The organism is Gordonia sp. 852002-10350_SCH5691597 (assembly GCF_001665715.1).
Taxonomy (GTDB): domain Bacteria; phylum Actinomycetota; class Actinomycetes; order Mycobacteriales; family Mycobacteriaceae; genus Gordonia; species Gordonia sputi.
In genome coordinates this window covers 1-22,681 of record NZ_LZMO01000233.1, presented here as the reverse complement: position 1 = coordinate 22,681, position 22,681 = coordinate 1, and the positions used below count along the sequence as shown (strand labels likewise).

Here is a 22,681-nt window from a genome sequence, read left to right as displayed (position 1 = left end):
CACGACACACCGGTCACACCAAACTCACACGTAACAGCTGGTCAGGCTGTTCCTATACCGACTTTGCCGTGACCCTGGCGTCAATAGGGAGCGTCCCCAATTCGCCGTAATGAGCACGGCGGCAACATCTGTTGCTTCCCGAGTTCGCACGTGAAACCGGGTGAGCTGCACTTCGGACTACTACGACGGATCGATAAACGCTGAGGCGGACTCGGTATAGCTTCGTCCAACGACATCCGTCGGTGCCGATTAGGGTCCTTCAATCGTGCGATTCATCCCGCACCGGCAAGCTTGGAGCACTGATGCTCACGCATCCCCGAATCTCCGTGACGTGCGATTGCTCGAGAGTTCTCTGATCCCAACGAACTGCTCGGCGGGACAGTCTCACTTCCGTGAGAAGTCGAGCACCGGAGGCCGCACGAATAGTCGGGTCGATCCATTAGGTGATCGAGGCGTTCCGTCAGTGCCGTCGAACTCGGAAACGAGGAACCAAGTTTGAGCGCCGATGGTCGCTACCTCGACCTATGCTGAGACAGCAGTACGACGGGGCGTGGCGGTGGATGAACTGGGACGGCGATAAAGGCAAGCTCGCTACCGTGATCGACCTTGTCGCCCGCGAACGCGAGTGTCGAGTGCACGGCGATCCAACGCAGGTCGACGAGCGCACGCATACGCTTCGCAAGGAAGACATCGGACTCCAACATCTATGCAAACTGACAAAGGACGCACGTACCGACCTCAAAAACACACTACAGGACCGCACGTTGCCAAATCCCCGATAGGTACCTACACGCCGTCGCCAGCCGACCGGCGATCGTGCCGGGTGGGCGACCGGCTTACGGACGCGGCAACCCAAAGCCACGGCACGCGTTTTTGCGTTCGGAGACCAAACGGACGGTTTCAGACTGTCCCTGCGGATTCTGTCGGCCACAAGCCATAAAGTTGAGCACCATGGAGAACCTGAACGTTGCACTGAAGAACTGTCACGGCATCCGGGAGGTCGATGCGGCCTTCGACTTTCGGGAAGGCAATGCCGTGGCGATCTACGCGCCCAACGGCACAATGAAGACATCTTTCGCGAGGACTTTTAAGGACCTCGCCGCCGGCCACGACTCATCCGATCACGTTTTCCCGGACCGCCGCACAGATCGCAGCATCACCGATGAAAACGGCACCGACCTGGATCCGAAGGATGTAGTCGTTGTTCTGTCCTACGACGAGGATCTCGGTCCCACGGAGTCGACGTCGACCCTCCTGGTGAATCCGGAGCTGAGGAAGGAGTATGAGCACCTCCAGGCTGAACTCATGGGTGCTCGCGACGAACTCGTAGCAGCACTAAAGGCGGAGTCCGGAACCAAGCGAGACGTGATCACCGCGCTGTCACGGGTGTTCACCCAGCAAGATGACAAATTTTTTGATTCGTTGGTGCGCATCGAGTACGAGGTTATGCAAATGCATAGCGCGGAGTTCGCTGGCATTCCATACGATGTGCTATTCAACGAAAAGCTCGATCCTATACTTCGCACGGCGGGCGTACAGGCGGAGTTGGCCAATTACGTGGGGCGGCTGAACGAGCTTCTCGATCAGTCGGAGTTTTTCAGCAAAGGATCATTCACGTTCTATAACGCAGCGAATGTTACCAAGAGTCTCGGAGACAATCACTTCTTCGCAGCGAACCACTCGCTTACTCTGAGGGGCGACGGAGCGTCTCGCACCGTAACGAGTGAGGCCGACCTACAGGAATTGATCGAGGACGAAAAACGTCAGATCACTGACGACCCTGCGCTTCGCAAGAAGTTTGAAGCCGTCGAGAAGGCTGTCCAAAAGAACGCCGATACCCGAAAGTTCCTGGATTTCATTGCGACTCACGAGGAGTTGCTCCCGGAGTTCGAGAATGTCGACAAATTTCAGCAAGACGTCTGGATCTCATATCTCAAGGCGCACGAGGCCCTGTTCCAACGCGCAGTGACGTGCTACAAGACCACTGAGAGCCGCCGCAGGGAGATTGAGCGGCAGGCAGCGGTGGAGAGGACCCAATGGGAGAGGGTCATTGAGATCTTCAACGAGCGGTTCTTCGTGCCCTTCCGCCTGAGCGCGGAGAACAAGCATCGAGTGGCGCTCGGCCAAGAAACGATGCTTAAGTTGGTCTTCGAGTTCGAAGAGGGCGGGGAGTCTGCGGGCGTTGAACGAGCCGACCTACTGTCGATTCTTAGTAATGGCGAAAAGAAGGCCCTCTACATCCTCAATGTTCTGTTCGAGATGGAGGCAAGGAAGGCTGCAGGGCGCGAGACCGTCTTTGTGATTGACGACCTCGCTGACTCGTTCGACTACAAGAATAAGTACGCCATCGTGCAGTATTTGAAGGAGATGGCTGACCAGGCGAGTTTCAAGCTCGTTCTCCTGACCCACAACTTCGACTTCTTCCGGACCTTGGTCAGTCGGGGCGTCGTGGGTTACAAGCGATGCTTTATGGCTCAGAAGGGCGAGGGGAAGGTCGTATTGAATCAGGCCGAGCATGTCAATAATCCCTTCATCCGCGGTTTCAAGAAGAACTTCTTTACCGTTGGCATGCAGCGGATCGCCTCGATTCCGTTTGTGAGGAACATCCTGGAATACACGAGAGGAGACGATGATGCCGACTACCTGACGCTGACGTCGCTGCTCCACTGGAAGAACGAGACTCCCACGATAACCAATGCGGACCTCGATCGGATCTTCAGCAGCACCTTTGTCGGTCAGGAGAGCCGCGCGTGGCAGTTGCCGGACACCACCGTGGTCGATCTGCTGTTCGGTCAAGCTAACCAGGCGCTCGCGGCTGCGGAAGGCATAAATTTCGAGAACAAGATCGTTCTTTCGATCGCAACCCGAATGCTTGCCGAAAAGCACATGGTCGCCGAACTGAATGATCCTAACTTCACAGATGCGATCCCGAAGAATCAGACGCAGGCAATTTATCAAGCTTATAGGCGCCGCGGTCTCGGCACCCAACAGTCAATGGAAACGCTGGACAGTGTTGTCCTGATGACGCCCGAGAACATTCATGTCAATTCATTCATGTACGAGCCCATAATTGATATGTCTGACGCTGCGTTGCGGGATCTCTACAGCCGTGTCAAGACACTCTGAGTGGCAGAGTATGAGTAGTCAGCCGATACTCAGCGACATCCGACGCGCAGCGAGCCGTCGGTAGCCGCTCCACGCTGCGCTTTGCGACACGGTTCCGTCCCAAGAATCTCGAAGTGCGCCGATAGTTCGAGCGATCAGTTAGTTGCGGCTCCGGTGGAGCAGCCGTGCTCCCTCCCGATCTGGGTCGCCCATTCGCGCCCGAAGGAGCGCATCGCCGCCGATTGGTCGACCTCCCGGGCGCGCGATTGACCGCGAGGCCACCTCGGCTTGGAGCATGCTCCGCGCGGGTGACGCGGAGCAGCAATCGCCACCGAATCGGGGCAACGGCGGCACACTTCGACGTCAGCGCAGTGCTACGGCGAGGATCGCGTGCGCACCCGGCTAGAGCTCAACCAGACCGCGGGCGCGAGCAGAATCAGCAGTTCGGTGTTGAGCCGGGTCGAGCGCGTCGAACGCGATGACCGCCGCCCGCGGAACTGATTGCTGCCTCGCGTTCAAGGATGCGGCGGAAACTGCTCAGCGACTGGATCTCGCGCCATGCTCAAGGTGCGGTGCCCGAGCTGGATCAGGGTGATGACGCCCTCGCGCATTAGCCCGGAGGGAATGGGGTTCTCGACATGCGCGGCGCCTGGATGGTGTCCAGGATCGTGAGCAACTGGTCCGGTTCCGTGCGGCGGATCGTAGGACGGAACCGGCATGCATCGCGAGGGATCTCCCGGTGCTGGTGAATCCACTGCGGCACCGACGGATGCGTTGCTAGGGCCCTCCTCGTCCCCGCCGTAAGGTAGTTCCCGCAGCAGTCACAGAAGGTCATTGAGGGCGAGGGCATGGCGAGGCACACAGGTCGGCTCGAACTTACGTGGACGGACAAGGACCGGGCGCTCCTTTCGACCGGTGATGGCAAGTACGACTACACCTTCACTGACCATGACGACCCCCGCGTCCGCGAAGTGCGACTCCTACGCGAGGTCGATCGGATCGAAGCCCCCACTCCGGCGGATCGACCCAATGACCTTCCCGAGCCAACCGTGGATAACCTCTTGATCACGGGCGATGCCATGCATGCTCTCGATGCGCTAGCGAAGACACCTGAGTGGGCGGCGAAGTATCGGGGCAAGGTCAAGCTCGTCTACATCGACCCGCCCTTCAACACCGGTCAGGCGTTTACTCAGTACGAGGACAACATCGAGCATTCGATCTGGCTCACCATGCTCCGAGACCGGCTACGGCAGATCAAGCCTCTGCTTTCGAAGGACGGGTCGGTGTGGGTGCATCTCGACCATGTTGAGGTGCACCGCTGCCGGTCCGTGATGGACGAGATTCTCGGTTCGGATAACTTTGCTGCAGAAGTGGCGTGGCAGAAAGCTGACTCGACTCGGAACGATGCAAAGACGCTGTCGGTGGACCACGACACGCTGCTCGTCTATCGGGCGTCTCCCGAGTGGAGCCCCAACCGCCTTCCGAGAACCGCTGAGTCCGACGCGCGATTCTCCTCGCCAGACCGAGACCCGCGGCCGTGGTTCGACGACAACCCCACTGCCCCAGGGGCCAAGACCCACCAAGGCATGGTCTACGCCATCGAGCACCCGATGACGGGCGAGCTTGTCTATCCCGCTCGTGGTCGTTGTTGGTGGACTCAACAGTCTCAGATCCTCGAGATCATGAACGAGTACGCGCCGTATGAACTTCGCGACTTGGGCGACGTTCACAAGCGCGCTGAACTGTGTGGCGTCAAGCCCGACGACGTTCGGCAGAACGTAATGGCGGTAGCGCTGTCCGTTCCACTCGCAGAAGCTCGCGTCTGCGCGCGCGAACGGTACGACCAGGGGGCGTGGCCGCAGATCCTGCTCCGGTCCGGCGGTGAAGGCGGATTGGGCCGTAAGGCCTACGTGCCGAACAAGGGCCTTGTCGCCTCCACCTGGTGGACCAACGACCTAGTCGGCCACAACCGCGAGGCCAAGGCCGAAGTCAAGGCGATCTTTCCGAATCTGAACGCCTTCGCCACCCCGAAGCCTGAACGACTCTTGGAACGCGTCATTCAGATCGGGAGCGATCCGGGCGACATCGTGTTGGATTGCTTCGCCGGCTCCGGGACTACAGCCGCGGTAGCCCACAAGATGGGGCGCCGCTGGGTCACTAGTGAGTTGATCGCCGACACCGTCGAGGCGTTCACCAAGGCCCGGCTGATTCGGGTGCTCAAGGGCGACGACCCTGGAGGCGTGACGACCTCATCCGTGCGCGTAGCAGCGAACGGTGTTTCACTCCCGCTGGATGTAGACCCCAAAGCTGCGCAGCAATTCCAGACAACCCTCGGGCGCGTACTCGGCAACCCTCCCGCAGAAGGCGATGATCTTGAAGCGCCGCCGCTGACGCTGAACCCCGCGAAGGTGTTGGCCGGTGCTGTTCGGGATGCACAGAAGCGAGGCGAACTCAGTCTCGGCGCTGACGACATCGCCACCCTGCTTACTCTTCTGCGGCAGGTCGGCAACGACGGGGCGTTGTCGGAGGTCGACATCACCAAATCGGTCAAGACCGAGCTGAACAGGAGGACTCGCACGCGAGACGCGGTCACAGTCAAGTGGCACGGCGGTGGCGGGTTCACCCACCTCGAGGTGGCTCCGTCGATGTACGAGGTGGACGACGAAGACGGTGATGTTTATCTGTCCCCGGAAGCAGTCAACGGAGTGTGGTCGCGGTCGGTAGCGGCACAGTTGAAGTTCACATTCACGCCCGACCACCCGGTGTTCTGCGGTGTCCGAGGTCGTCAGAGGCTTGTCGTCGTGGACGGCGTCGCGGACGAGATCGTTGTACGCACGGTGGTCGAGCAGCTCGGAGTCAAGGAAAGAGCAGTGGTGGTAGCGAAAGTGGTGCTCCCAGAAGCGCAGACGCTGCTGACGGAGCTGTCCCCTGGGTCACGCCTGAGGAAGGCGCCGCGGGATCTGTTCCCGAAAAGGACGGTGAAGTGACTATGTCTGTCGACATCGTCTTCGATGAACTCCTGATCAACGAGATCGCCGCTCGGTTTGATCTGCGAGATCCCAACAGACGGGCGCTGGAGGCAGTAATTAAGGCTGTCGGTGTTGCCACCCCTGAGGAGGGCTTCCCGGAGCTGGTAACCGACCTCGCCACCGGTGTTGGCAAGACCTACCTGATGTCTTCTCTGGTCGACTACGCCGCGGCGCAGGGAGTTCGGCACGTGCTTGTGGTGACGCCGGGAAGCGTCATCCAGAACAAGACTCTGGACAATTTTGACGCCGCGTCGGCGAAGTACGTGGCCGGTGCCGACCACGAGCCCATCGTTATCACCCCCGACAATTTCAGGGCGGGCGCTGTTGGCGCGGCATTACGCGACCCGGACGCCTTGAAGGTGTTCGTGTTCAACGTCCAGCAGTTGATCCGTCCCTCGGACAAGGTCTCCCGCAAGGTCCGCGACACCGACGAGAACCTCGGCGATGACCTGTACTCCTATCTGGAGCAAGCCGGCGACCTGCTAGTGATCGCTGATGAGCACCACATCTACCACGAGAAGGCCACGGTGTTCTCGGCGGCGATTCGAGAGTTGAACCCGCTGGCGCTGATCGGTCTGACCGCGACACCTTCCAAGTCGGATCTGGGCAAGGTGATTTTTCAGTACACCCTCGGGGAGGCGATCGCGGACGGTCACGTGAAGACCCCCGTGATCGTGTACCGAAAAGATGGGACTAAGGACGAGCGCACTCAGCTGGCTGATGCATGCCACCTGCTCCGGAAGAAGGAGACCGCTTACCGGCAGTTTCTCCTTACCCGGCCAGAGCTACCCCAGATCAAGCCAGTGCTCTTCGTCGTGTGCTCCTCGATTGACCACGCGACGGAGGTCGGACAGACACTCGCCCAGGACGGATTCATCGGGGATCCCGCTGCGGTCTTGGAGATCACGTCCCAGTCCTCCGACGAGGCTCTCGCCGCTCTCGCCGCTTGTGAGGCGCCGGAGTCACCCGTCCGGGCGATCGTCAGCGTCAACATGCTCCGCGAAGGGTGGGACGTCCGCAACATCGCAGTGATCGTCGCGCTGCGGCGGTTGGCGTCGCAAGGACTGACTGAGCAGATTCTCGGCCGAGGACTCAGGTTGCCGTTCGGCGTTCTCACGCAGGTAGCCATGGTCGATCAGGTTGACCTGGTAGCGCACGACTCGTACCAGCAGCTGTTGGCGCAGAAGGATGCGCTTCGTGAGCGCATCGAGATCGCACCGTCCCAGGTCGACGTCGATGAGCAAGGCGCGGCGACGACTGCTGGCGACCTTGCAGTGCCTGACCCAGAGCTACCAACCAGCCCGACGAACCTGGGCGGGACGGGGCTCGAAGGCCACGCGGATCCCGATGAGGACGTCCTAGAATCGCACCAGGGTTCGGGCACCGGCGCTCAGCCTTTCACGTTCACCGATACGGACAGCGGAGAAGACTCCGAGCCGAATCTTTTCACTCAAGAGACCGATGACCGGATCGCCGAGCCCGTACCCCAGCCGACGGGACGGGTCGGGAACGCGCCACAGATTCCGTTCCCGAGACGCGTCGCCCGACTGACAGTGGCGTCGTTCAGCCTCTCAGACGTTCCGGATGGGGATGCGCAGGCTGCTGGTGCTCGGTTCATCACCGAGATCCCGACCTTCCTTGCCAAAGACGCATTGATCGCGACCCGCGACGAACACGACGACATCACCATCAAGGTTGCGCCGCAGAAGAACGTCGAGGCCCAGCAGATGTACCTCGGGATCGACACGATTCGTGAAGACTTGACCGCAGCGATCTTCCGCCAGGTGGAGCAGTCGGCCTCGGAGAAGCGCGCGGCGCGACGGATCACCAATGCCTTCCTGAAGGGCGCTGGTGTCGTTACAGGGAACGAGACGGCCGAATGGGGTGAGAACCGCCGTCAGCAGGCGATCGGAGGCATGACCCGCCTCATCAAGGATGCCTACATTAAGCGCCCTCGCCAGATGGTCTACGACCTTGAACCCGTCACGCTGCCGATCGAGCCGGTGATCATCGACGCGGCGCGCGATGCCTACAGCGACACGTTCGTAAAGCACGTCCAATTCAGTGGCTGGCAGCGCAACATCATGCCCGTAGCAACCTTCGACGCGGGGTCGACTGAGTGGAAGATCGCCCACTTGCTCGACCGTGACGACGACATCGCCTGGTGGCTGAGGCTGTACACGAACGGCCCTGCCTTCATTCCGACGAGTCGAGATGGGAGCTATTTCCCTGACTTCATCGCGCTCGACACCGCGGGGGTCTACTGGTTGATCGAAGGCAAATCCGACAAGAATGCTCTCGACGCCGACGTTCTCCGGAAACGGGAGGCCGCCGAGAACTGGGCGCGCTTCGTCCGGGACAAGGGCGAGTTCGGCGACTGGCACTACGTGTTCGCCACCGAGTCGCACATCAAGCACGCGGGTTCGTGGACCGCGCTGAAGGTTGCGACTGAACCTGAGTAGAGCGGAGGGCTTGATCCTCGCCACCCCCGGCTCGGAGCGTGCCTGGTTACGTTGGTCCCGTGACCTTCACTGCGCTCCACCGCGTCCTCGGCCTGCCGCCCGGCCCAATCACCGACGAGATGCTCGACGAGGCCGTCGCTGCTGGTGTGGCCGAGACCGACGACCTCGATTGGAAGTCGGAGCTGCCACCGACCAGCAACCTGCCGTCGACTGACGTGCCCAAGGACATCGCCGCGATGGCCAACCGCGGAGGCGGCGTGATCGTGTACGGCGTCGAGGAGGACGAGAAGGCCGCGACCGGCCGCAGGGACACGGGCGAGTTCACCGAGAACCACGAGCGCACCTACCGCAAGGTTGCCGTGTCGGCCATCACCCCACCGGTCTTCGGCCTCGAGGTCTACCGTCTCGGCAGTGATCCCCGCGCCGTGGCAGTCGTCGTCCCTGCCAGCGTCGACGGACCACACCTGATCTACCGCGGCGAGTACTTCGGCGCACCCGTCCGGAACAACGCCGACACCGAGTGGATGAAGGAGCGGCAGATCGAGGCTGCCTACGGCGCCCGCTTCGACGAGCGGCGACGGTCCAGCGAAGCGATCGATGCGCTGTACGCCGAGATGCAGGCGGGCCGGGACACGGACAAACGAGCCTGGCTGATAGCGGTCGCCCACCCGCGCGTGCCAGGTGTCCTCGCCCGGCCGGACCGCGACGAAGCGCGCGCCGTCTTCGAGGAGTCGGTGCGCGTCGCGCTGAGCTACTCGGATCGCAACGGCGTGCACCCGCTTGAGCACGTGGACCGCCTGAACCCTCGCCCCGGTCTCAAACGCTGGACCGCCCCGCCCGCGTCCACGCACAAGAGCTCGTACTGGAAGGAGGCGTGGGTCAGCGCCCACCACGACGGCTCCGTCACGCTGGCGGCTGCCATCGGCGCCCATCTCTCAGGGCCTTCGTCGCAGTTCGAGGGTCACGAGGTGGAAGCCCGAGCGATCGAGTCCGCGATCGCCGACTTCACGGGCATAGTCCGTGCCGTCGCGGCACACTCGGGTCACGACGAGTACGAGGTAAGCGTCGGCATCGAGTGGGCCGGCACCCGTTCGCTCGTGATCCTCACTGTCGACGGCACCGGGTACACCTACGACGGCGTCTCCACTCCGCTGGGGAAGTTCACGCGGGTGTCCTCGACGATCAACGCCGCAGCCTCCGACCAGGAGTTTCACCGCCGCGTGTACGAACTCGCGGAGGACTGCATCAACCAGGGCGGGATTACGCATCTACACGTGATCGCGAAGCCGGCTGACCAGGAGTAGGTCTCCGGTCGTCGATCTGAGCCACGTCCTCGCCCAGCCTGCGCCGCGGATGATCCCACTGCGGAGGCGTACTCAATTTAGAGGTGTTGGCCTGCACCTTTGCGAAGACCGGCGGCCGCTCCGCGTGTGTCCTCCCGCCGGTGTGGGGCCGAGCACCCTGGAGAGTCCTACTGTACTCACACCGCCTTGTCGACGGTGGCGCTGTCGAGCACCCCACGGAATGCGCTGGGGGCTGTTTGGGCCAGTTCGAGACTGAAAGTGACCGCGGCCGGATGGGTTGACAAGGCTTCACCGGGATACTGTCACGCTCGGTCCCTCTCAATCAACGATCCGGAAGAAACCGTCGCAAAATTCTAAGAAAACAAAAGGTCAGGCAGCATTTCCGCAACCTGACCTGATGTACCGATTTGAGCTGAACTGCTCGTGGTGGGCGAAGGGGGACTTGAACCCCCACGTCCCGAAGGACACTGGCACCTGAAGCCAGCGCGTCTGCCATTCCGCCACTCGCCCGTGGCCGCCGAATTCGGCGGGCATGCCGTCGAACTGGGTAGCTCGACGACTGGAGAACGATAGCAACAATGCGGCGCCGATGTAAAACTCGGGCGGGCGGGGGTCTCGACAGGCTCGACCAGCGTGGGTGGGGCTCGACCAGCGTGCGAGGTGGTCTCGACAAGCTCGACCAGCGGAGCGAGGCTCGACCGGCGAGGGCGGGCCCGGGCAGCGAGTGGTCTCGACAAGCTCGACCAGCGGGTGTGGGCTCGACCCTGAAGCCATAGTTGAAGCTGCGGCGGTTGATCTGAGACGGTGTTAGCCGTAAGTATCGGTATCATCAATCAAGGTCACTTGCACGACGACACGCCACCAGGGCTGCGAAGGGAGGTCGACGATGGGAATCCTGCAACGATTCGAGCGCAAACTCGAGGGGGCCGTCGACGACGGCTTTGCGCGCGTTTTCGGTGGTCAGGTTGCTCCGCAGGAGATCGAGAACGGCCTGCAGCGCGAGGCCGAGGAGTCGTTGGAGAGCCTCGGCGACGGCACGGTGCTGGCGGCGAACAGCTACTCATTGTTGTTCAGCCCGACCGACCACCAGCACATCGCCACTGAGTACGAGTTGAACCGCAAGACGTTCTCCAAGCACCTGGAAAACTTCATCGCCGACAACGGATGGCAGACGTATGGGAAGGTCGTCGTAGAGTTCGACCAATCGCCGTCGTTGCACACCGGTATCTTTCGTGCCCGTGGTCGGGTCGATCCGGATGCGAGCCCGCGTCCGGTCGGATCCGCTCCAGGCGCGGGTAACGATGCTTCAGAACCACCGCGGGCCGCACGTGGTTGGCCCCCGGGGCCGCAAGCCCAGCCGCCGACTGCCGGTCCGCCCCCACAACCACACGCACCACAACAAGTAGGAGTCCCAGCCATGACGCAGAACCCCGGTTACGACCAGCGGCGAGGCGCAGAACCCGCTTACGACGACGCCCGGGGCTACGGCCAGGGCCAGCAGGAACACGGACACGAGTACGCCCAGCAGGGCTACGACTACCAGCAGGGCGGCTACGGACAGGGCTACGAGCAGGCTCCCGGCTACGGACAGCAGGGTGGCTACTACCCGGCGCAGGGCCAGCAGCCCGCATACGGATACGAGCAGCAGGGATACGAGCAGCAGGGTTACGCTCAGCAGCCCGGCTACGACCAGGGCTACGCACAGCAGCCCGGATACGGCCAGCAGGACTACGACTACGCCCAGGGCTACCCGCAACAGGGTTACGACCAGGGCTACGGCCAGCAGGGATATGAGCAGGGCTACGCACAGCAGCCCGGCTACGGATACGACCAGGGCTACGGACACCCCGGCGGCTACGCACCCGCAGCGATCACGCTGCTCCTCGAAGACGGCAGCAACCGCACCTTCCAGTTGCGTGAGGGCTCCAACGTCATCGGTCGCGGCCAGGATGCGCAGTTCCGCCTCCCCGACACCGGCGTCTCGCGTCGCCACGTCGAGATCCGCTGGGACGGCAGCACCGCCATGCTCACCGACCTCAACTCCACCAACGGCACGACCGTCAACGACGTCCAGGTCAACAGCTGGGAGCTCGCCGACGGCGACCGCATCCGCATCGGTCATTCGGACATCACCGTCCGGTTCCAGTAAGGCCGCTGCACCTGCCAGTTAGCCGGATCGACGCCCGTGGCATCGTCTGATGACGCCCGGCGTCGATACACAACTGTCACTTTCGAATGACGGTGATCGGGACTCTGGCCCATAAGATGCAGTCGGGATCCGTTGTCGCACGCGAAGCGTCGGCACGCGGACGTACTTTGTAGTGACGGATGCTTGCTTTGTAGTGACGGATACTCGGGGAGGTGAGGACTTAGATGCAGGGCTTGGTTCTGCAGTTGACCCGTATCGGGTTTCTGGTCCTCCTCTGGTTGTTCGTCTACGCGGTCATCCGCACCCTGCGCGCCGACATCGCCACGGCGTCGGGCTCACGCCTCTCCCGCTACTCCGGCGCCGACCGGCGTCGTCGAAAATCCGCGACGGCCAAGGGGTCGGCACGCTATCTGGTCGTCACGCACGGCGCTCTGGCGAATACGCGCATCACCTTGGGTCAGCAGCCGGTCCTGATCGGCCGAGCCGACGATTCGACGCTCGTCCTCACCGACGACTACGCGTCGGAACGCCACGCACGGCTCTCGCGCCGCGGCGACGACTGGTACGTCGAAGACCTCGGTTCGACGAACGGCACCTACCTCGACCGCTCGAAGGTGACCACAGCCGTGCGCGTCCCGTTGAGCACGCCGATCCGTATCGGCAAGACCGTGATCGAGTTGCGCCCGTGACACTGGTGTTGCGCTACATCGCGCGGAGCGATCGTGGGTTGGTCCGCGCGAACAACGAAGACTCGTTCTACGCCGGTCCCCGACTACTCGCACTCGCCGACGGCATGGGCGGACATGCGGCGGGCGAGGTGGCCAGCCAGTTGGTCATTCAGGCGCTACGCACACTCGACGACGACGAGCCCGGCGGCGATCTGCTCGCCGCCCTCGACCGCGCAACCCACCGCGGCAACGCGGCCATCGCCGCACAGGTCGAACGCTCCCCCGACCTCGACGGCATGGGCACGACGCTGACCGCGATCCTGTTCGCGGGCAGCAGGATCGGGCTCGCCCACATCGGTGACTCGCGCGGCTACCTCTTCCGCGACGGCGAGCTCACACAGATCACGCGCGACGACACTTTCGTCCAGACGCTGGTCGACGAAGGTCGTATCACCGCCGAGCAGGCACACACCCATCCGCAACGCTCGCTCATCATGCGCGCGCTGACCGGTACGGAGGTCGAGCCGACTCTCACGATCCGCGAGGCACGCGCCGGCGATCGGTACCTGCTGTGCAGCGACGGACTCTCCGACGTCGTGAGCGAGGAGACCATCTCCGAGACGCTCGGCTCCATCGACGACGAGAAGGAGTGCGCCGACCGCCTCATCGAACTCGCACTGCGCGGCGGCGGCCCCGACAACGTCAGCGTCGTACTGGCCGACGTCGTCGACACGCAGTATGGCGAGTCGCGACCCATCGTCGGCGGTGCGGCGGGCGACGACGCCGAGCAGAACTACACGCCCGATCCCAAGACCGCGGCCGGTAGGGCCGCAGCACTGCGTCCGCCGGCAGCAGCTCCCCAGCGTCCGACGATCCTCACAGACGACGAGAACGAGCCTCCGCAGCGTCGAAGTCGTTGGGGCCGTTGGGTTTTCGCGGGCATCGTGGCGCTGGTCATCGCAGCGCTGATCGCAGGCTTCTTCCTGACCCGCGGACTGTTGCGCAGCACGTATTACGTCGGCGAAGACAACAACAAGGTCACCATCTTCCAGGGCTCGCCCGACAAGATTCTGTTCTTCTCGTCGAGCAAGGCGTCAGAGAAAGTCTGCGTCACCAACGTCGCGACCGACGCCCCGACCGTGAGTTTCCAGTCGGTCGACAGCAAGGACGAGTGCCGTCGCCTGAGCCTGTCCGACCTCGACTCGGCCAGCGTGAACACCGTCCGCACCTTCGGGGTGAGCAAGGTCGACCTCGACGACGCCCGCAACCGGGTACGTCGACTCACCTTCCTACCCCTGTGCCGACCCGCGCCGACCACCACCGAGCCCGCGCCGGCGCCCGGCGCGACACCCGGAGCCCCCACGCCCGGCACACCGCCTCCCGCGAGCCCGGCACCGAACACCGCCCTGCCCGCGCGGTTCACGCTGCCGCCGGTCGCCGAGCCGTCGAGTCCGGCCCCATCGACAACTTCTGTCCCGTCGACGACGCCCGCCCCTTCCGGTTCGACGCCTGCGCAGCCTCAATTCGACGACGGACCGTGTCGGGAACCGTAGATGTCGCAACCGTCGAATCCTCAAGCCCAGCACGCGCCGCCGCGTGAACCGGCCCGCCAGACCGGGCGCACCGTCGAGATGATCCTCCTGATCTTCGCGATCGGTGTGGTGACGATCGCCTTGATCATCGTGCAGGCCGCACAGAGCCAGTCACTGACGTGGGATCTGCTCAAGTACGTGGCCGCCTACACGGCGCTGTTCGCGATCGCGCATCTCGTCGTACGACGGTATGCGCCCCACGCCGATCCGGTGCTGTTGCCAATTGTGGCCGTGCTCAACGGAATCGGGCTCGTGCTGATCCACCGCCTCGACCTCGGGTCGGGTCCGCGTGGCGAGGAGATCAGCCCGACCGAGCAGACCAACAACGCCGATCAGCAGTTGTTGTGGGCGTTGCTCGGCATCATCGTGTTCGCGGTGATCCTGATCTTCATCCGCGATCACCGGACACTCTCGCGCTACGCGTACACCCTTGGCCTCGGCGGCGTGATCTTCTTGGCGATTCCGGCGATCCTGCCGGCGTCGATGTCGGAGATCAACGGGTCGAAGAACTGGATTCGCACGCCTATCTTCAACATTCAGCCCGGCGAGTTCTCCAAGATCCTGATCATCATCTTCACCGCGGCGTTGCTGGTCTCCAAGCGCGACCTGTTCACGACGGCCGGTAAGCACTTCCTCGGGATGGACCTGCCGCGTGCCCGCGACCTCGGACCGCTGCTGATCGCGTGGCTGGTGACCATCGGCATCTTCGCCCTCGAGAACGACCTCGGCGGGCCGCTGCTGATCTTCTCGACGATCCTCGCGATGCTCTACGTCGCCACCGGCCGAGCGGGCTGGGTGGCGATCGGTGTCACCCTTTTCGTCGCGGGAGCGGTACTGGCGTACCAGTTGTTCCCGCATCTGCAGGTGCGCGTTCAGGTGTGGCAAGACCCCTTCGCGACCTTCGACACCACCGGTTATCAAGTGGGACAGAGCCTCTTCGGGCTCGCGACCGGCGGATTGTTCGGCACCGGACTCGGCTCCGGGCGCCCCAACATCGTTCCGTTCGCCAACACCGACTTCATCATCGCGACCATCGGTGAGGAGCTCGGCCTGGTCGGGCTGACGGCCGTGATGATGCTCTACCTGATCTTCGTGATGCGCGGTCTGCGCACGGGTGTCGCCGTCCGCGACAGCTTCGGCAAACTGCTCGCCACCGGCCTCTCGTTCACGATGGCCGTTCAGATCTTCGTGGTCGTCGGCGGCGTCACCAAACTCATCCCGCTGACCGGTCTCACGACGCCGTTCGTGTCGTACGGCGGGTCGTCGTTGCTGGCGAACTACATCCTGCTCGCGCTGCTGATCCGCGTCTCCAACGCCGCGCGCGAACCCGACCCGACGAAGCGTCGGCCTACGCCGAAGCCCATCGAGTCGCTGCCGACACAGGCGGTGCGGCAGGCATGAACACTCCGATCCGCCGGGTCTCGATGGTGGTCATCGTGATGATCATCGTGTTGCTCGCCAACGCCACCTACATCCAGGTCTTCAAGGCCGACGCCCTGAAATCCGACCCGCGCAACAACCGGGTGCTGCTCGACGAGTACTCGCGCCAGCGCGGCGCAATCACCGCGGGTGGCGAGGTCATCGCGGTGTCGGTGCCCACGGACAGCAGACTGAAGTTCCTGCGAAGCTATCCACCCGAGGGCGCCGAGGCGTTCGCCCCCGTGACCGGCTACTTCTCGTACCAGTACGGCAGCACCGAGGTCGAGCGCTACGAGAACTCATTCCTCTCCGGAAGCGACGACAGGCTCTTCGGGCAGCGCTTCACCGACATGTTCTCCGGGCGGGATCCGCGCGGCGGCAACGTCGTGACGACGATCAATCCCCGCCTGCAACGCGTCGCCTACAACCAGATGCGCAACGGCTGCAACGGTGGTTGTCGCGGAGCGGTTGTCGCGATCGCGCCGAACACCGGCAAGATCCTCGCGATGGTGTCGACGCCGAGCTACGACCCGAACAAGCTGGCCAGCCACGACCAGTCGGTGCGCGAGACGGCCTGGTCGTCGTGGAATGACCCGAACGGCTCGGAGCCGATGCTCAATCGCGCAATCAACCAGCTCTACCCGCCCGGTTCGACGTTCAAGGTGGTCACCTCAGCGTCGGCTCTGCGAGCAGGGGTGTCGCCGGATGTGCGCCTCACCGCAGCGTCGCAGTTCCCGCTGCCCGACACCACGATCTCGCTGCCCAACTACGGCGGCGAAACGTGCCCCGGATCGTCGGGCGGCACCGTCTCGATGGTCACGGCGTTGAAGTACTCGTGCAATACCGCTTTCGCCGACCTCGTGACGAACAAGATGCCCAACGCGACGTCGAATTTCAAAGACACCGCTCGACGCTTCGGCCTCGACGAAGCCGGACCGGAGATCCCGATGCCGGTCGCGCAATCGACCGTCGGAGAGATCCCCGACCGTGCCGCGCTGGCGCAGTCGGCGATCGGACAGCGTGACGTGCGCCTGACCCCGCTGGAGAACGCGATGATCGCAGCGACCGTCGCCAACGGTGGGGTGCGGATGCAGCCCTATCTGGTGGATAAACTGCAATCGGCAGATCTGCGCACGCTGAGCACAACTCAGCCGACAACGATCAACGAACCGATCACCTCCGACCAGGCGGCCACGCTTACCAGCATGATGGTCGAGTCGGAACGGGCAACCGCGGGAGCGGGCGGCCCGGTATCGATCGCGTCGAAGACCGGCACCGCCGAGCACTCCGACACGAGCGCTGGTGGCGACTCGGAGACCCCGTACTCCTGGTACATCGCGTTCGGACCGTCGTCGAATCCGCAGATCGCCGTCGCCGTGATCGTGGAGAACGGCGACTACGGTGTGAACTCGGTCGGCGGAACCGTCGCCGCGCCGATAGGACGAGCTGTGATCAACTCACTGGTGGGAGGTGGACGATGAGCCTGCAGAACGGCACGATCATCGCCGACCGTTATCGCCTGATCCGGCTCATCGCGACCGGCGGCATGGGACAGGTCTGGGAGGCCGTCGACACGCGACTGAACCGTCGTGTCGCGGTCAAGGTGCTCAAGGCCGAGTACTCCGACGACCCCGAGTTCACCGCACGCTTCCGCACCGAGGCGCAGACGACGGCCAAGCTGAACAACCCGGGCATCGCGAACGTCTTCGACTACGGCGAGACGCCCGACCGCGCAGGTGGCGGCCCACTGGCCTATCTGGTGATGGAGCTCGTCGACGGCGAGCCGCTGAACTCGGTCATCTCACGGCTCGGACGGCTGTCGCTGACCAACACGCTCGACATGCTCGAGCAGACGGGTCGCGCGCTGCAGGCCGCGCACACCGCGGGGCTCGTGCACCGCGACGTGAAGCCCGGCAACATCCTCATCACACCCGCGGGCCAGGTGAAGATCACCGACTTCGGCATCGCGAAAGCGGTCGACGCCGCGCCGGTCACCCAGACGGGCATGGTCATGGGCACGGCCCAGTACATCTCGCCCGAACAGGCGACCGGCGACGAGGCGACCGCGGCATCGGACGTCTATTCGCTCGGCGTCGTCGGATACGAGGCGCTTACGGGGCGTCGACCATTTCTCGGCGACGGCGCGATCACCGTCGCGATGAAGCACATCCGCGAGACACCGCCGCCGCTGCCCGCGAACGTGCCCGCGTCGGTGCGTGAGCTGATCGACATCACGTTGTCGAAGGACCCCAAGCAGCGCTATGCCAACGGTGGCGAGTTCGCCGACGCTGTTGCCGCGGTGCGTGCGGGTCGTCGACCACCCGCCCCCGGCGGCGCCGGAGCCGTCGGTGCTGCGGGCGCCGCTGCGGCAGGAGCCGCGGGTGGTGCCGCGCTCGCCCGCGGAACCGGCGCAACCCGCGCGATGACGGGTGGAGTGCCGCCGACGGGGACAGCACGCAGCGCGACGCAGGGAACGAGTCGCACGCCGACGTCGTACGGCCAGACGTCGTATCCGCAGACCTCGTACCCCCAAACCTCCTACCCGCAGACCTCGTCGACGCCGCCGTCGAACAACAACAACGGGTGGACCACCGGCCAGAAGGTGCTCGCGGGCATCGCGGGTGTGCTGCTGCTCGGCGCCATCGGACTGATCGGTTTCTGGCTGGCGAACCTTGATTCGGGATCGTCGGAGACGCCGACGCCGTCGACGACGGCCACGCAGACCACAACCGCTGTCCCGACCACGGCCGAACAGCAAGAACCCGAGGCGACGACCCGCGACCGGACCACGACGACGCGTCGCACGACCACCACCGAGCAACCGACGACCGAGGATCAGACCACCCAACAGGAGACCGAGGAGCCGACCACGACCAACGGCGACTCCGGTGCACCGACCGTGACCGGACAATTCTGTCCGCCCTTCTGTCTGCCGAGCCGATGACCGCGACCCCGCACCATCTCTCCGACCGCTACGAACTGGGCGAGACGCTCGGGTTCGGCGGGATGTCGGAGGTGCACTTCGCTCGCGATCTCCTGCTCAACAGGGATGTCGCGATCAAGGTGCTGCGCGCCGACCTCGCGCGTGATCCGTCGTTCTACCTTCGCTTCCGACGCGAGGCGCAGAACGCCGCGAAGCTCAATCACCCGACGATCGTCCAGGTCTTCGACACCGGCGAATCCGAGACACCGGACGGGCCGCTGCCGTTCATCGTGATGGAGTACGTCGACGGTGAGACGCTGCGAGATGTGTTGCGCGCCAATGGTCCGGTGTCTCCGCGGCAGGCGATGACATGGATGGCCGACGTTGCGGCGGCGATGGACTTCAGCCACCGCAACGGGATCGTGCACCGCGACATGAAGCCCGCCAACGTCATGATCGACAAGGCGGGCGCGGTCAAGGTGATGGACTTCGGCATCGCCCGCGCCATCAGCGACTCGACGTCAACGATGACGCAGACGTCGACCGTGATGGGCACCGCCCAGTACCTGTCGCCGGAGCAGGCGCGCGGCATCAAGGTCGATCCGCGCAGCGACATCTACTCGATGGGCTGCGTGCTGTTCGAGTTGATGACCGGCGAGCCACCGTTCACAGGTGATTCGCCCGTCGCCGTCGCCCATCAGCACGTCCACGAGGATCCGCCCTGGCCGTCGTCGATCCGACCGGAGATCCCACGCGAGCTCGACTCCGTGGTGCTCAAGGCGATGAGCAAGAACAAGGAGAACCGGTACCAGTCGGCCGCCGAGCTGCGTGCCGATCTGATCCGTGTGCTCGCGGGCGGTCGGCCGTCGGCTCCACTGCTGCTGACCGACGAGGACCGCACCGAGTTCCTCGACACCGGTCCTCGACGCGCAGCTCGCGGCTCCGACGGGGGCGGCACCGGCGGTGGAGGCGACGACGGCTCCGGCGGTTCGGACGGCAACACTCCTCGACGCGCCAGTGACAACACCCCTATTCGACGACGCTCTCGCGGGTTGGTCCTCGGATCGGTCGCGCTCGTGGTGCTGCTGCTCGCAGGACTGCTGCTGTGGTGGGCTCCGTGGGCGTCGGAGAGTGCGCGACAGATTGCGGTGCCGTCGGTGAGCGGCCTCTCGTCACAGGACGCCGAGAACAACCTGCTGCGCGCGGGGTTCAAGGTCAAACAGCTTCAGGAACCGAGCCTCGACGTCAAGGCCGGGACCGCGACAAGGTCGGCGCCGGGCGCGAACGTGCTGGCACCGGACGGCTCCGAGGTGACGCTGTACGTGTCGTCGGGACCTCCGCGACATCAGATGCCGTCGTTGCAGGGCAAGACACCGGATGAGGCGACCGACGCGCTGAAGGTGCTCGGATTCACCAACATCCGGACCGACGAGGTCGATTCGACGGCGGCGCTCGACGGCAAGGTCGTGAACACGACACCCGCGTCCGGTACCGATGCCGCGGTCAACGGACCGGTCGTGCTGCACGTCGGGTCCGGTCCACGGCAGGTGACCGTGCGCGACGTCGTCGGTATGCGTGAGGACCAGGCCCGCACGCTGCTGGAACAGTCGAATCTGAAGATGGTCGTCGTGCAGGGTGATTCGAATCGACCTGTCGGCGAGATCATCAGCTCGTCTCCGCCCGCCGGAACGTCGGTCGACGAAGGCACCACCGTCCAGGTGACGGTCTCGCGCGGAAACCAGTTCACGATGCCCGACCTGCGCGGCCAGACACCCGATCAGGCGCGCTCGACGCTGCAATCGCGCGGATGGTCGGCTTCGACCCTCACACAGTCGACAAAGGGCGTGCCGCTGGGCAGCCCGGACATCGGCAAGATCGTCGACCAGCAGCCTGCCGCGGGCTCACAGATGAGCCGTGACGACGCCGTCACGGTGACCGTCGGACAGCTCAGCCTGCTGCCGAACTAGGGCTCTTCAAGGCGGTCAGCTGGTCGTGAGCCACTGGGTGCCGTGAGAGCAGGGGCGTCAGCCCAGCGCGGCGGCCATCTCTTGTTCGAGTGCGTCGACCAGACCGGCGTCGACCTTGATGCCCGCGACGGCGAGCCAGTTGGCCAGCATCCGGTGTCCGCCCTGGGTGAGCACGCTCTCCGGGTGGAACTGGACGCCGTGGATGGGCAGGTCGCGGTGGCGCATGGCCATGACGATGCCGGTGTCGGTGCGCCCGGTCACGACGAGTTCGTCGGGGATGGTCTCGGGAAGCACGGTGAGCGAGTGATAGCGCGTCGCGGTGAACGGATCCGGTAGTCCGGCAAGGACGCCGTCGTCGTCGTGGATGACCTGCGACGTCTTGCCGTGCAGGAGTTCCGGGGCGCGGTCGACCGTCGCGCCGAAGGCTGCGCCGATCGCCTGATGTCCGAGGCAGACGCCGAGCAATGGGATTTCGTCCGACGCCGCCAGTTTCACCAGCGGGATCGTCGCGCCCGCGCGCTGTGGGGTACCGGGGCCCGGGCTGAGGAGCACGGCGTCGAATCCCTCGATCGCTCGACGCAGTGATTCTGCGGTGAACTCGCCGTCGGCGTCGGAAAGAATCGGGTCGTCGTTGCGCCAGACCGTGACGTCGAGGCCGCCTTGCTGGTCCGCGGCGGAGCCGCCTAGTTGACCCAGGTATTGGACCAGGTTGTAGACGAAGCTGTCGTAGTTGTCGATGACGAGCACGCGGCCCAGGGGCTGCGCGGTTCCGTCGACGGCGGGCGTATTCACAGGCTCAGGTTACTCGGCGCGCGTCGGGGCGGTCTCGACAAGCTCGACCAGCGGGAAACGCTCGACCAGCGAAAGGAGCTCGAGCAAGGGTTGACACCCTTCCCGCTGATTGAGCCGGCCGCGAGCGCAGCGAGCAGCCGAGTCGAAATCACCAGCGTGGTCTCGACAAGCTCGACCACCGGAAGGGCTCGACCACCGGAAGGGCTCGACCAAACGGAGGAGCAGCTCGACCTGAGAGTACCTCGACCAGCGAGCGGGGTCGGACGCGGCGACCAGGTGAGATACCGTGTAAGTCGAGTGATCTGCACCCAACAGAGGAAGTCATGCCGAAGTCTAAAGTCCGGAAGAAGACCGATTACACGATCAACCCGGCGTCGCGCACGCCGGTCAAGGTCAAGACCGGTCCCTCCAGCAGCATCTATGTGGGCGTCATGCTCGGTCTGATGCTCCTCGGCCTCGCATGGCTGATCGTCTACTACCTCGCCGCGAGCTCGACCACCTACGGCGGCGAAGGCCAGGTTCTCCACTGGATGGCCAACCTTGGATCGTGGAACTTCCTCATCGGCTTCGCCCTGATGGTCGTCGGCCTTCTGATGACCATGAGATGGCGCTGACCTGCACTGACAGGGTCGGACAATCATCCACAGCCGTTAATCACATGTGTGTAATTCATCCCCACTGTGAGTAACTGCTGTGGATAACCGTCCCAACTTGTCCACAGGTGAATGGTCGACGCCCCGACCCGCTGCCGCAGCACTGCTGGTCGGCGGCCTGCTTCTCGTCGTGCTCGGCGTGATCGCGGCGTCGGATCCCGCCGGCATGGTCCTGATGGTCGTCGCCGGCCTCCTGCTGTTGGCATTCGGGACGTACGCGTGGACGATCCGGCCGCGCCTCGCGGTCAGTCCCGGCCCAGTCCTGCACATCCGGACGCTGTCGGGCACGCGCGACTGCACGCCCACGCAGATCGATCAGATCAAGGTGCTCAACATCCGCCGCATCGGACGTCGCAGCGGGCAACTCGAAATCGACGTGATCCCCGACGACACCGCTCCCACGGACCAGTCCGATGGCTTACGACTCGACACCAAGCTCTACGTCTTCGGCCGCTGGGATCTCGGCACCACACCGACTGACGTCGCCGAACAGCTGCGGCAGGCCGGATTCCACGTCGACGACTGACTGACCCATCCACGATGGGGGGGGGGGGGGGGGGGGGGGGGGGGGGGGGGGGGGGGGGGGGGGGGGGGGGGGGGGGGGGGGGGGGGGGGGGG

General features: G+C 64.1%; 14 protein-coding genes and 1 tRNA gene. 13 read left to right on the top strand and 2 right to left on the bottom strand.

All coding sequences use genetic code 11. The features are described from left to right. Positions 1 to 951 precede the first annotated feature (951 nt). From A5777_RS17225 to A5777_RS17205, 4 genes are all read left to right on the top strand, one after another. Positions 952 to 3,126, top strand: a complete 2,175-nt coding sequence (locus tag A5777_RS17225) for a hypothetical protein (RefSeq protein WP_064863572.1) — start codon at positions 952 to 954, stop codon at positions 3,124 to 3,126. An 827-nt stretch (positions 3,127 to 3,953) separates the two neighbouring features. Beyond that, positions 3,954 to 6,092: a site-specific DNA-methyltransferase gene (locus tag A5777_RS17215; RefSeq protein WP_005205857.1), complete on the top strand. Its 2,139-nt coding sequence runs from the start codon at positions 3,954 to 3,956 to the stop codon at positions 6,090 to 6,092. A gap of 2 nt (positions 6,093 to 6,094) precedes the next feature. Further along, entirely contained in the window at positions 6,095 to 8,596 is a 2,502-nt protein-coding gene (locus tag A5777_RS17210; protein ID WP_005205858.1) for a DEAD/DEAH box helicase, read from the top strand. A gap of 59 nt (positions 8,597 to 8,655) precedes the next feature. Next, the gene (locus A5777_RS17205; protein ID WP_005205859.1) at positions 8,656 to 9,900 is read left to right on the top strand and encodes an AlbA family DNA-binding domain-containing protein; all 1,245 of its coding nucleotides are present in this window, start codon (positions 8,656 to 8,658) and stop codon (positions 9,898 to 9,900) included. A gap of 424 nt (positions 9,901 to 10,324) precedes the next feature. Here A5777_RS17205 and A5777_RS17200 read toward each other — a convergent pair. Continuing rightward, positions 10,325 to 10,410, bottom strand: a tRNA-Leu gene (locus A5777_RS17200). 376 nt (positions 10,411 to 10,786) lie between these two features. Here A5777_RS17200 and A5777_RS17195 point away from each other — a divergent pair. The 7 genes from A5777_RS17195 to pknB all read left to right on the top strand — a co-directional run bounded on the left by A5777_RS17195 (position 10,787) and on the right by pknB (position 20,618). Beyond that, positions 10,787 to 12,049, top strand: a complete 1,263-nt coding sequence (locus tag A5777_RS17195) for a DUF3662 and FHA domain-containing protein (RefSeq protein WP_005205860.1) — start codon at positions 10,787 to 10,789, stop codon at positions 12,047 to 12,049. 224 nt (positions 12,050 to 12,273) lie between these two features. Further along, a complete protein-coding gene (locus A5777_RS17190; protein WP_005205861.1) occupies positions 12,274 to 12,738 on the top strand; it encodes an FHA domain-containing protein FhaB/FipA in 465 nt (154 codons plus the stop codon). Beyond that, positions 12,735 to 14,270, top strand: coding sequence for a PP2C family protein-serine/threonine phosphatase (locus tag A5777_RS17185; RefSeq protein ID WP_064863571.1), 1,536 nt, complete (start codon positions 12,735 to 12,737; stop codon positions 14,268 to 14,270). The genes A5777_RS17190 and A5777_RS17185 overlap by 4 nt, the downstream gene beginning before the upstream one ends. Beyond that, positions 14,271 to 15,710: an FtsW/RodA/SpoVE family cell cycle protein gene (locus A5777_RS17180; RefSeq protein WP_005205864.1), complete on the top strand. Its 1,440-nt coding sequence runs from the start codon at positions 14,271 to 14,273 to the stop codon at positions 15,708 to 15,710. It begins immediately after the preceding gene. Further along, positions 15,707 to 17,209 (top strand): peptidoglycan D,D-transpeptidase FtsI family protein, encoded by a 1,503-nt coding sequence (locus tag A5777_RS17175; protein ID WP_005205865.1) that lies wholly within the window; start codon positions 15,707 to 15,709, stop codon positions 17,207 to 17,209. The genes A5777_RS17180 and A5777_RS17175 overlap by 4 nt, the downstream gene beginning before the upstream one ends. Next, entirely contained in the window at positions 17,206 to 18,672 is a 1,467-nt protein-coding gene (locus A5777_RS17170) for a serine/threonine-protein kinase (RefSeq protein WP_005205866.1), read from the top strand. The genes A5777_RS17175 and A5777_RS17170 overlap by 4 nt, the downstream gene beginning before the upstream one ends. Beyond that, positions 18,669 to 20,618: a Stk1 family PASTA domain-containing Ser/Thr kinase gene (gene pknB, locus A5777_RS17165; RefSeq protein ID WP_005205867.1), complete on the top strand. Its 1,950-nt coding sequence runs from the start codon at positions 18,669 to 18,671 to the stop codon at positions 20,616 to 20,618. Before A5777_RS17170 ends, pknB begins: the two co-directional genes overlap by 4 nt. Before the next feature lie 57 nt (positions 20,619 to 20,675). Here pknB and A5777_RS17160 read toward each other — a convergent pair whose 3' ends face one another. Further along, positions 20,676 to 21,410 carry an aminodeoxychorismate/anthranilate synthase component II gene (locus tag A5777_RS17160; RefSeq protein ID WP_064863570.1) on the bottom strand — a complete coding sequence of 245 codons (735 nt, stop codon included), beginning with the start codon at positions 21,408 to 21,410 and terminating at the stop codon, positions 20,676 to 20,678. Positions 21,411 to 21,733: 323 nt separating this feature from the next. On the opposite strand from A5777_RS17160, the gene crgA reads away from it, so the two are divergent. Then, entirely contained in the window at positions 21,734 to 22,024 is a 291-nt protein-coding gene (gene crgA / locus A5777_RS17155) for a cell division protein CrgA (RefSeq protein WP_005205869.1), read from the top strand. Positions 22,025 to 22,103: 79 nt separating this feature from the next. Beyond that, complete coding sequence (locus tag A5777_RS17150) at positions 22,104 to 22,589, top strand: hypothetical protein (RefSeq protein ID WP_064863569.1); 486 nt, start codon at positions 22,104 to 22,106, stop codon at positions 22,587 to 22,589. Positions 22,590 to 22,681 lie beyond the last annotated feature (92 nt).

Excerpts from the sequence above, each read along its gene's own strand:
- pknB (WP_005205867.1), top strand. The coding sequence starts at position 18,669 with ATGACCGCGACCCCGCACCATCTCTCCGACCGCTACGAACTGGGCGAG.
- A5777_RS17215 (WP_005205857.1), top strand. The coding sequence starts at position 3,954 with ATGGCGAGGCACACAGGTCGGCTCGAACTTACGTGGACGGACAAGGAC.
- A5777_RS17175 (WP_005205865.1), top strand. The coding sequence starts at position 15,707 with ATGAACACTCCGATCCGCCGGGTCTCGATGGTGGTCATCGTGATGATC.
- A5777_RS17195 (WP_005205860.1), top strand. The coding sequence starts at position 10,787 with ATGGGAATCCTGCAACGATTCGAGCGCAAACTCGAGGGGGCCGTCGAC.
- A5777_RS17180 (WP_005205864.1), top strand. The coding sequence starts at position 14,271 with ATGTCGCAACCGTCGAATCCTCAAGCCCAGCACGCGCCGCCGCGTGAA.
- A5777_RS17210 (WP_005205858.1), top strand. The coding sequence starts at position 6,095 with ATGTCTGTCGACATCGTCTTCGATGAACTCCTGATCAACGAGATCGCC.
- A5777_RS17190 (WP_005205861.1), top strand. The coding sequence starts at position 12,274 with ATGCAGGGCTTGGTTCTGCAGTTGACCCGTATCGGGTTTCTGGTCCTC.
- crgA (WP_005205869.1), top strand. The coding sequence starts at position 21,734 with ATGCCGAAGTCTAAAGTCCGGAAGAAGACCGATTACACGATCAACCCG.
- A5777_RS17225 (WP_064863572.1), top strand. The coding sequence starts at position 952 with ATGGAGAACCTGAACGTTGCACTGAAGAACTGTCACGGCATCCGGGAG.
- A5777_RS17170 (WP_005205866.1), top strand. The coding sequence starts at position 17,206 with ATGAGCCTGCAGAACGGCACGATCATCGCCGACCGTTATCGCCTGATC.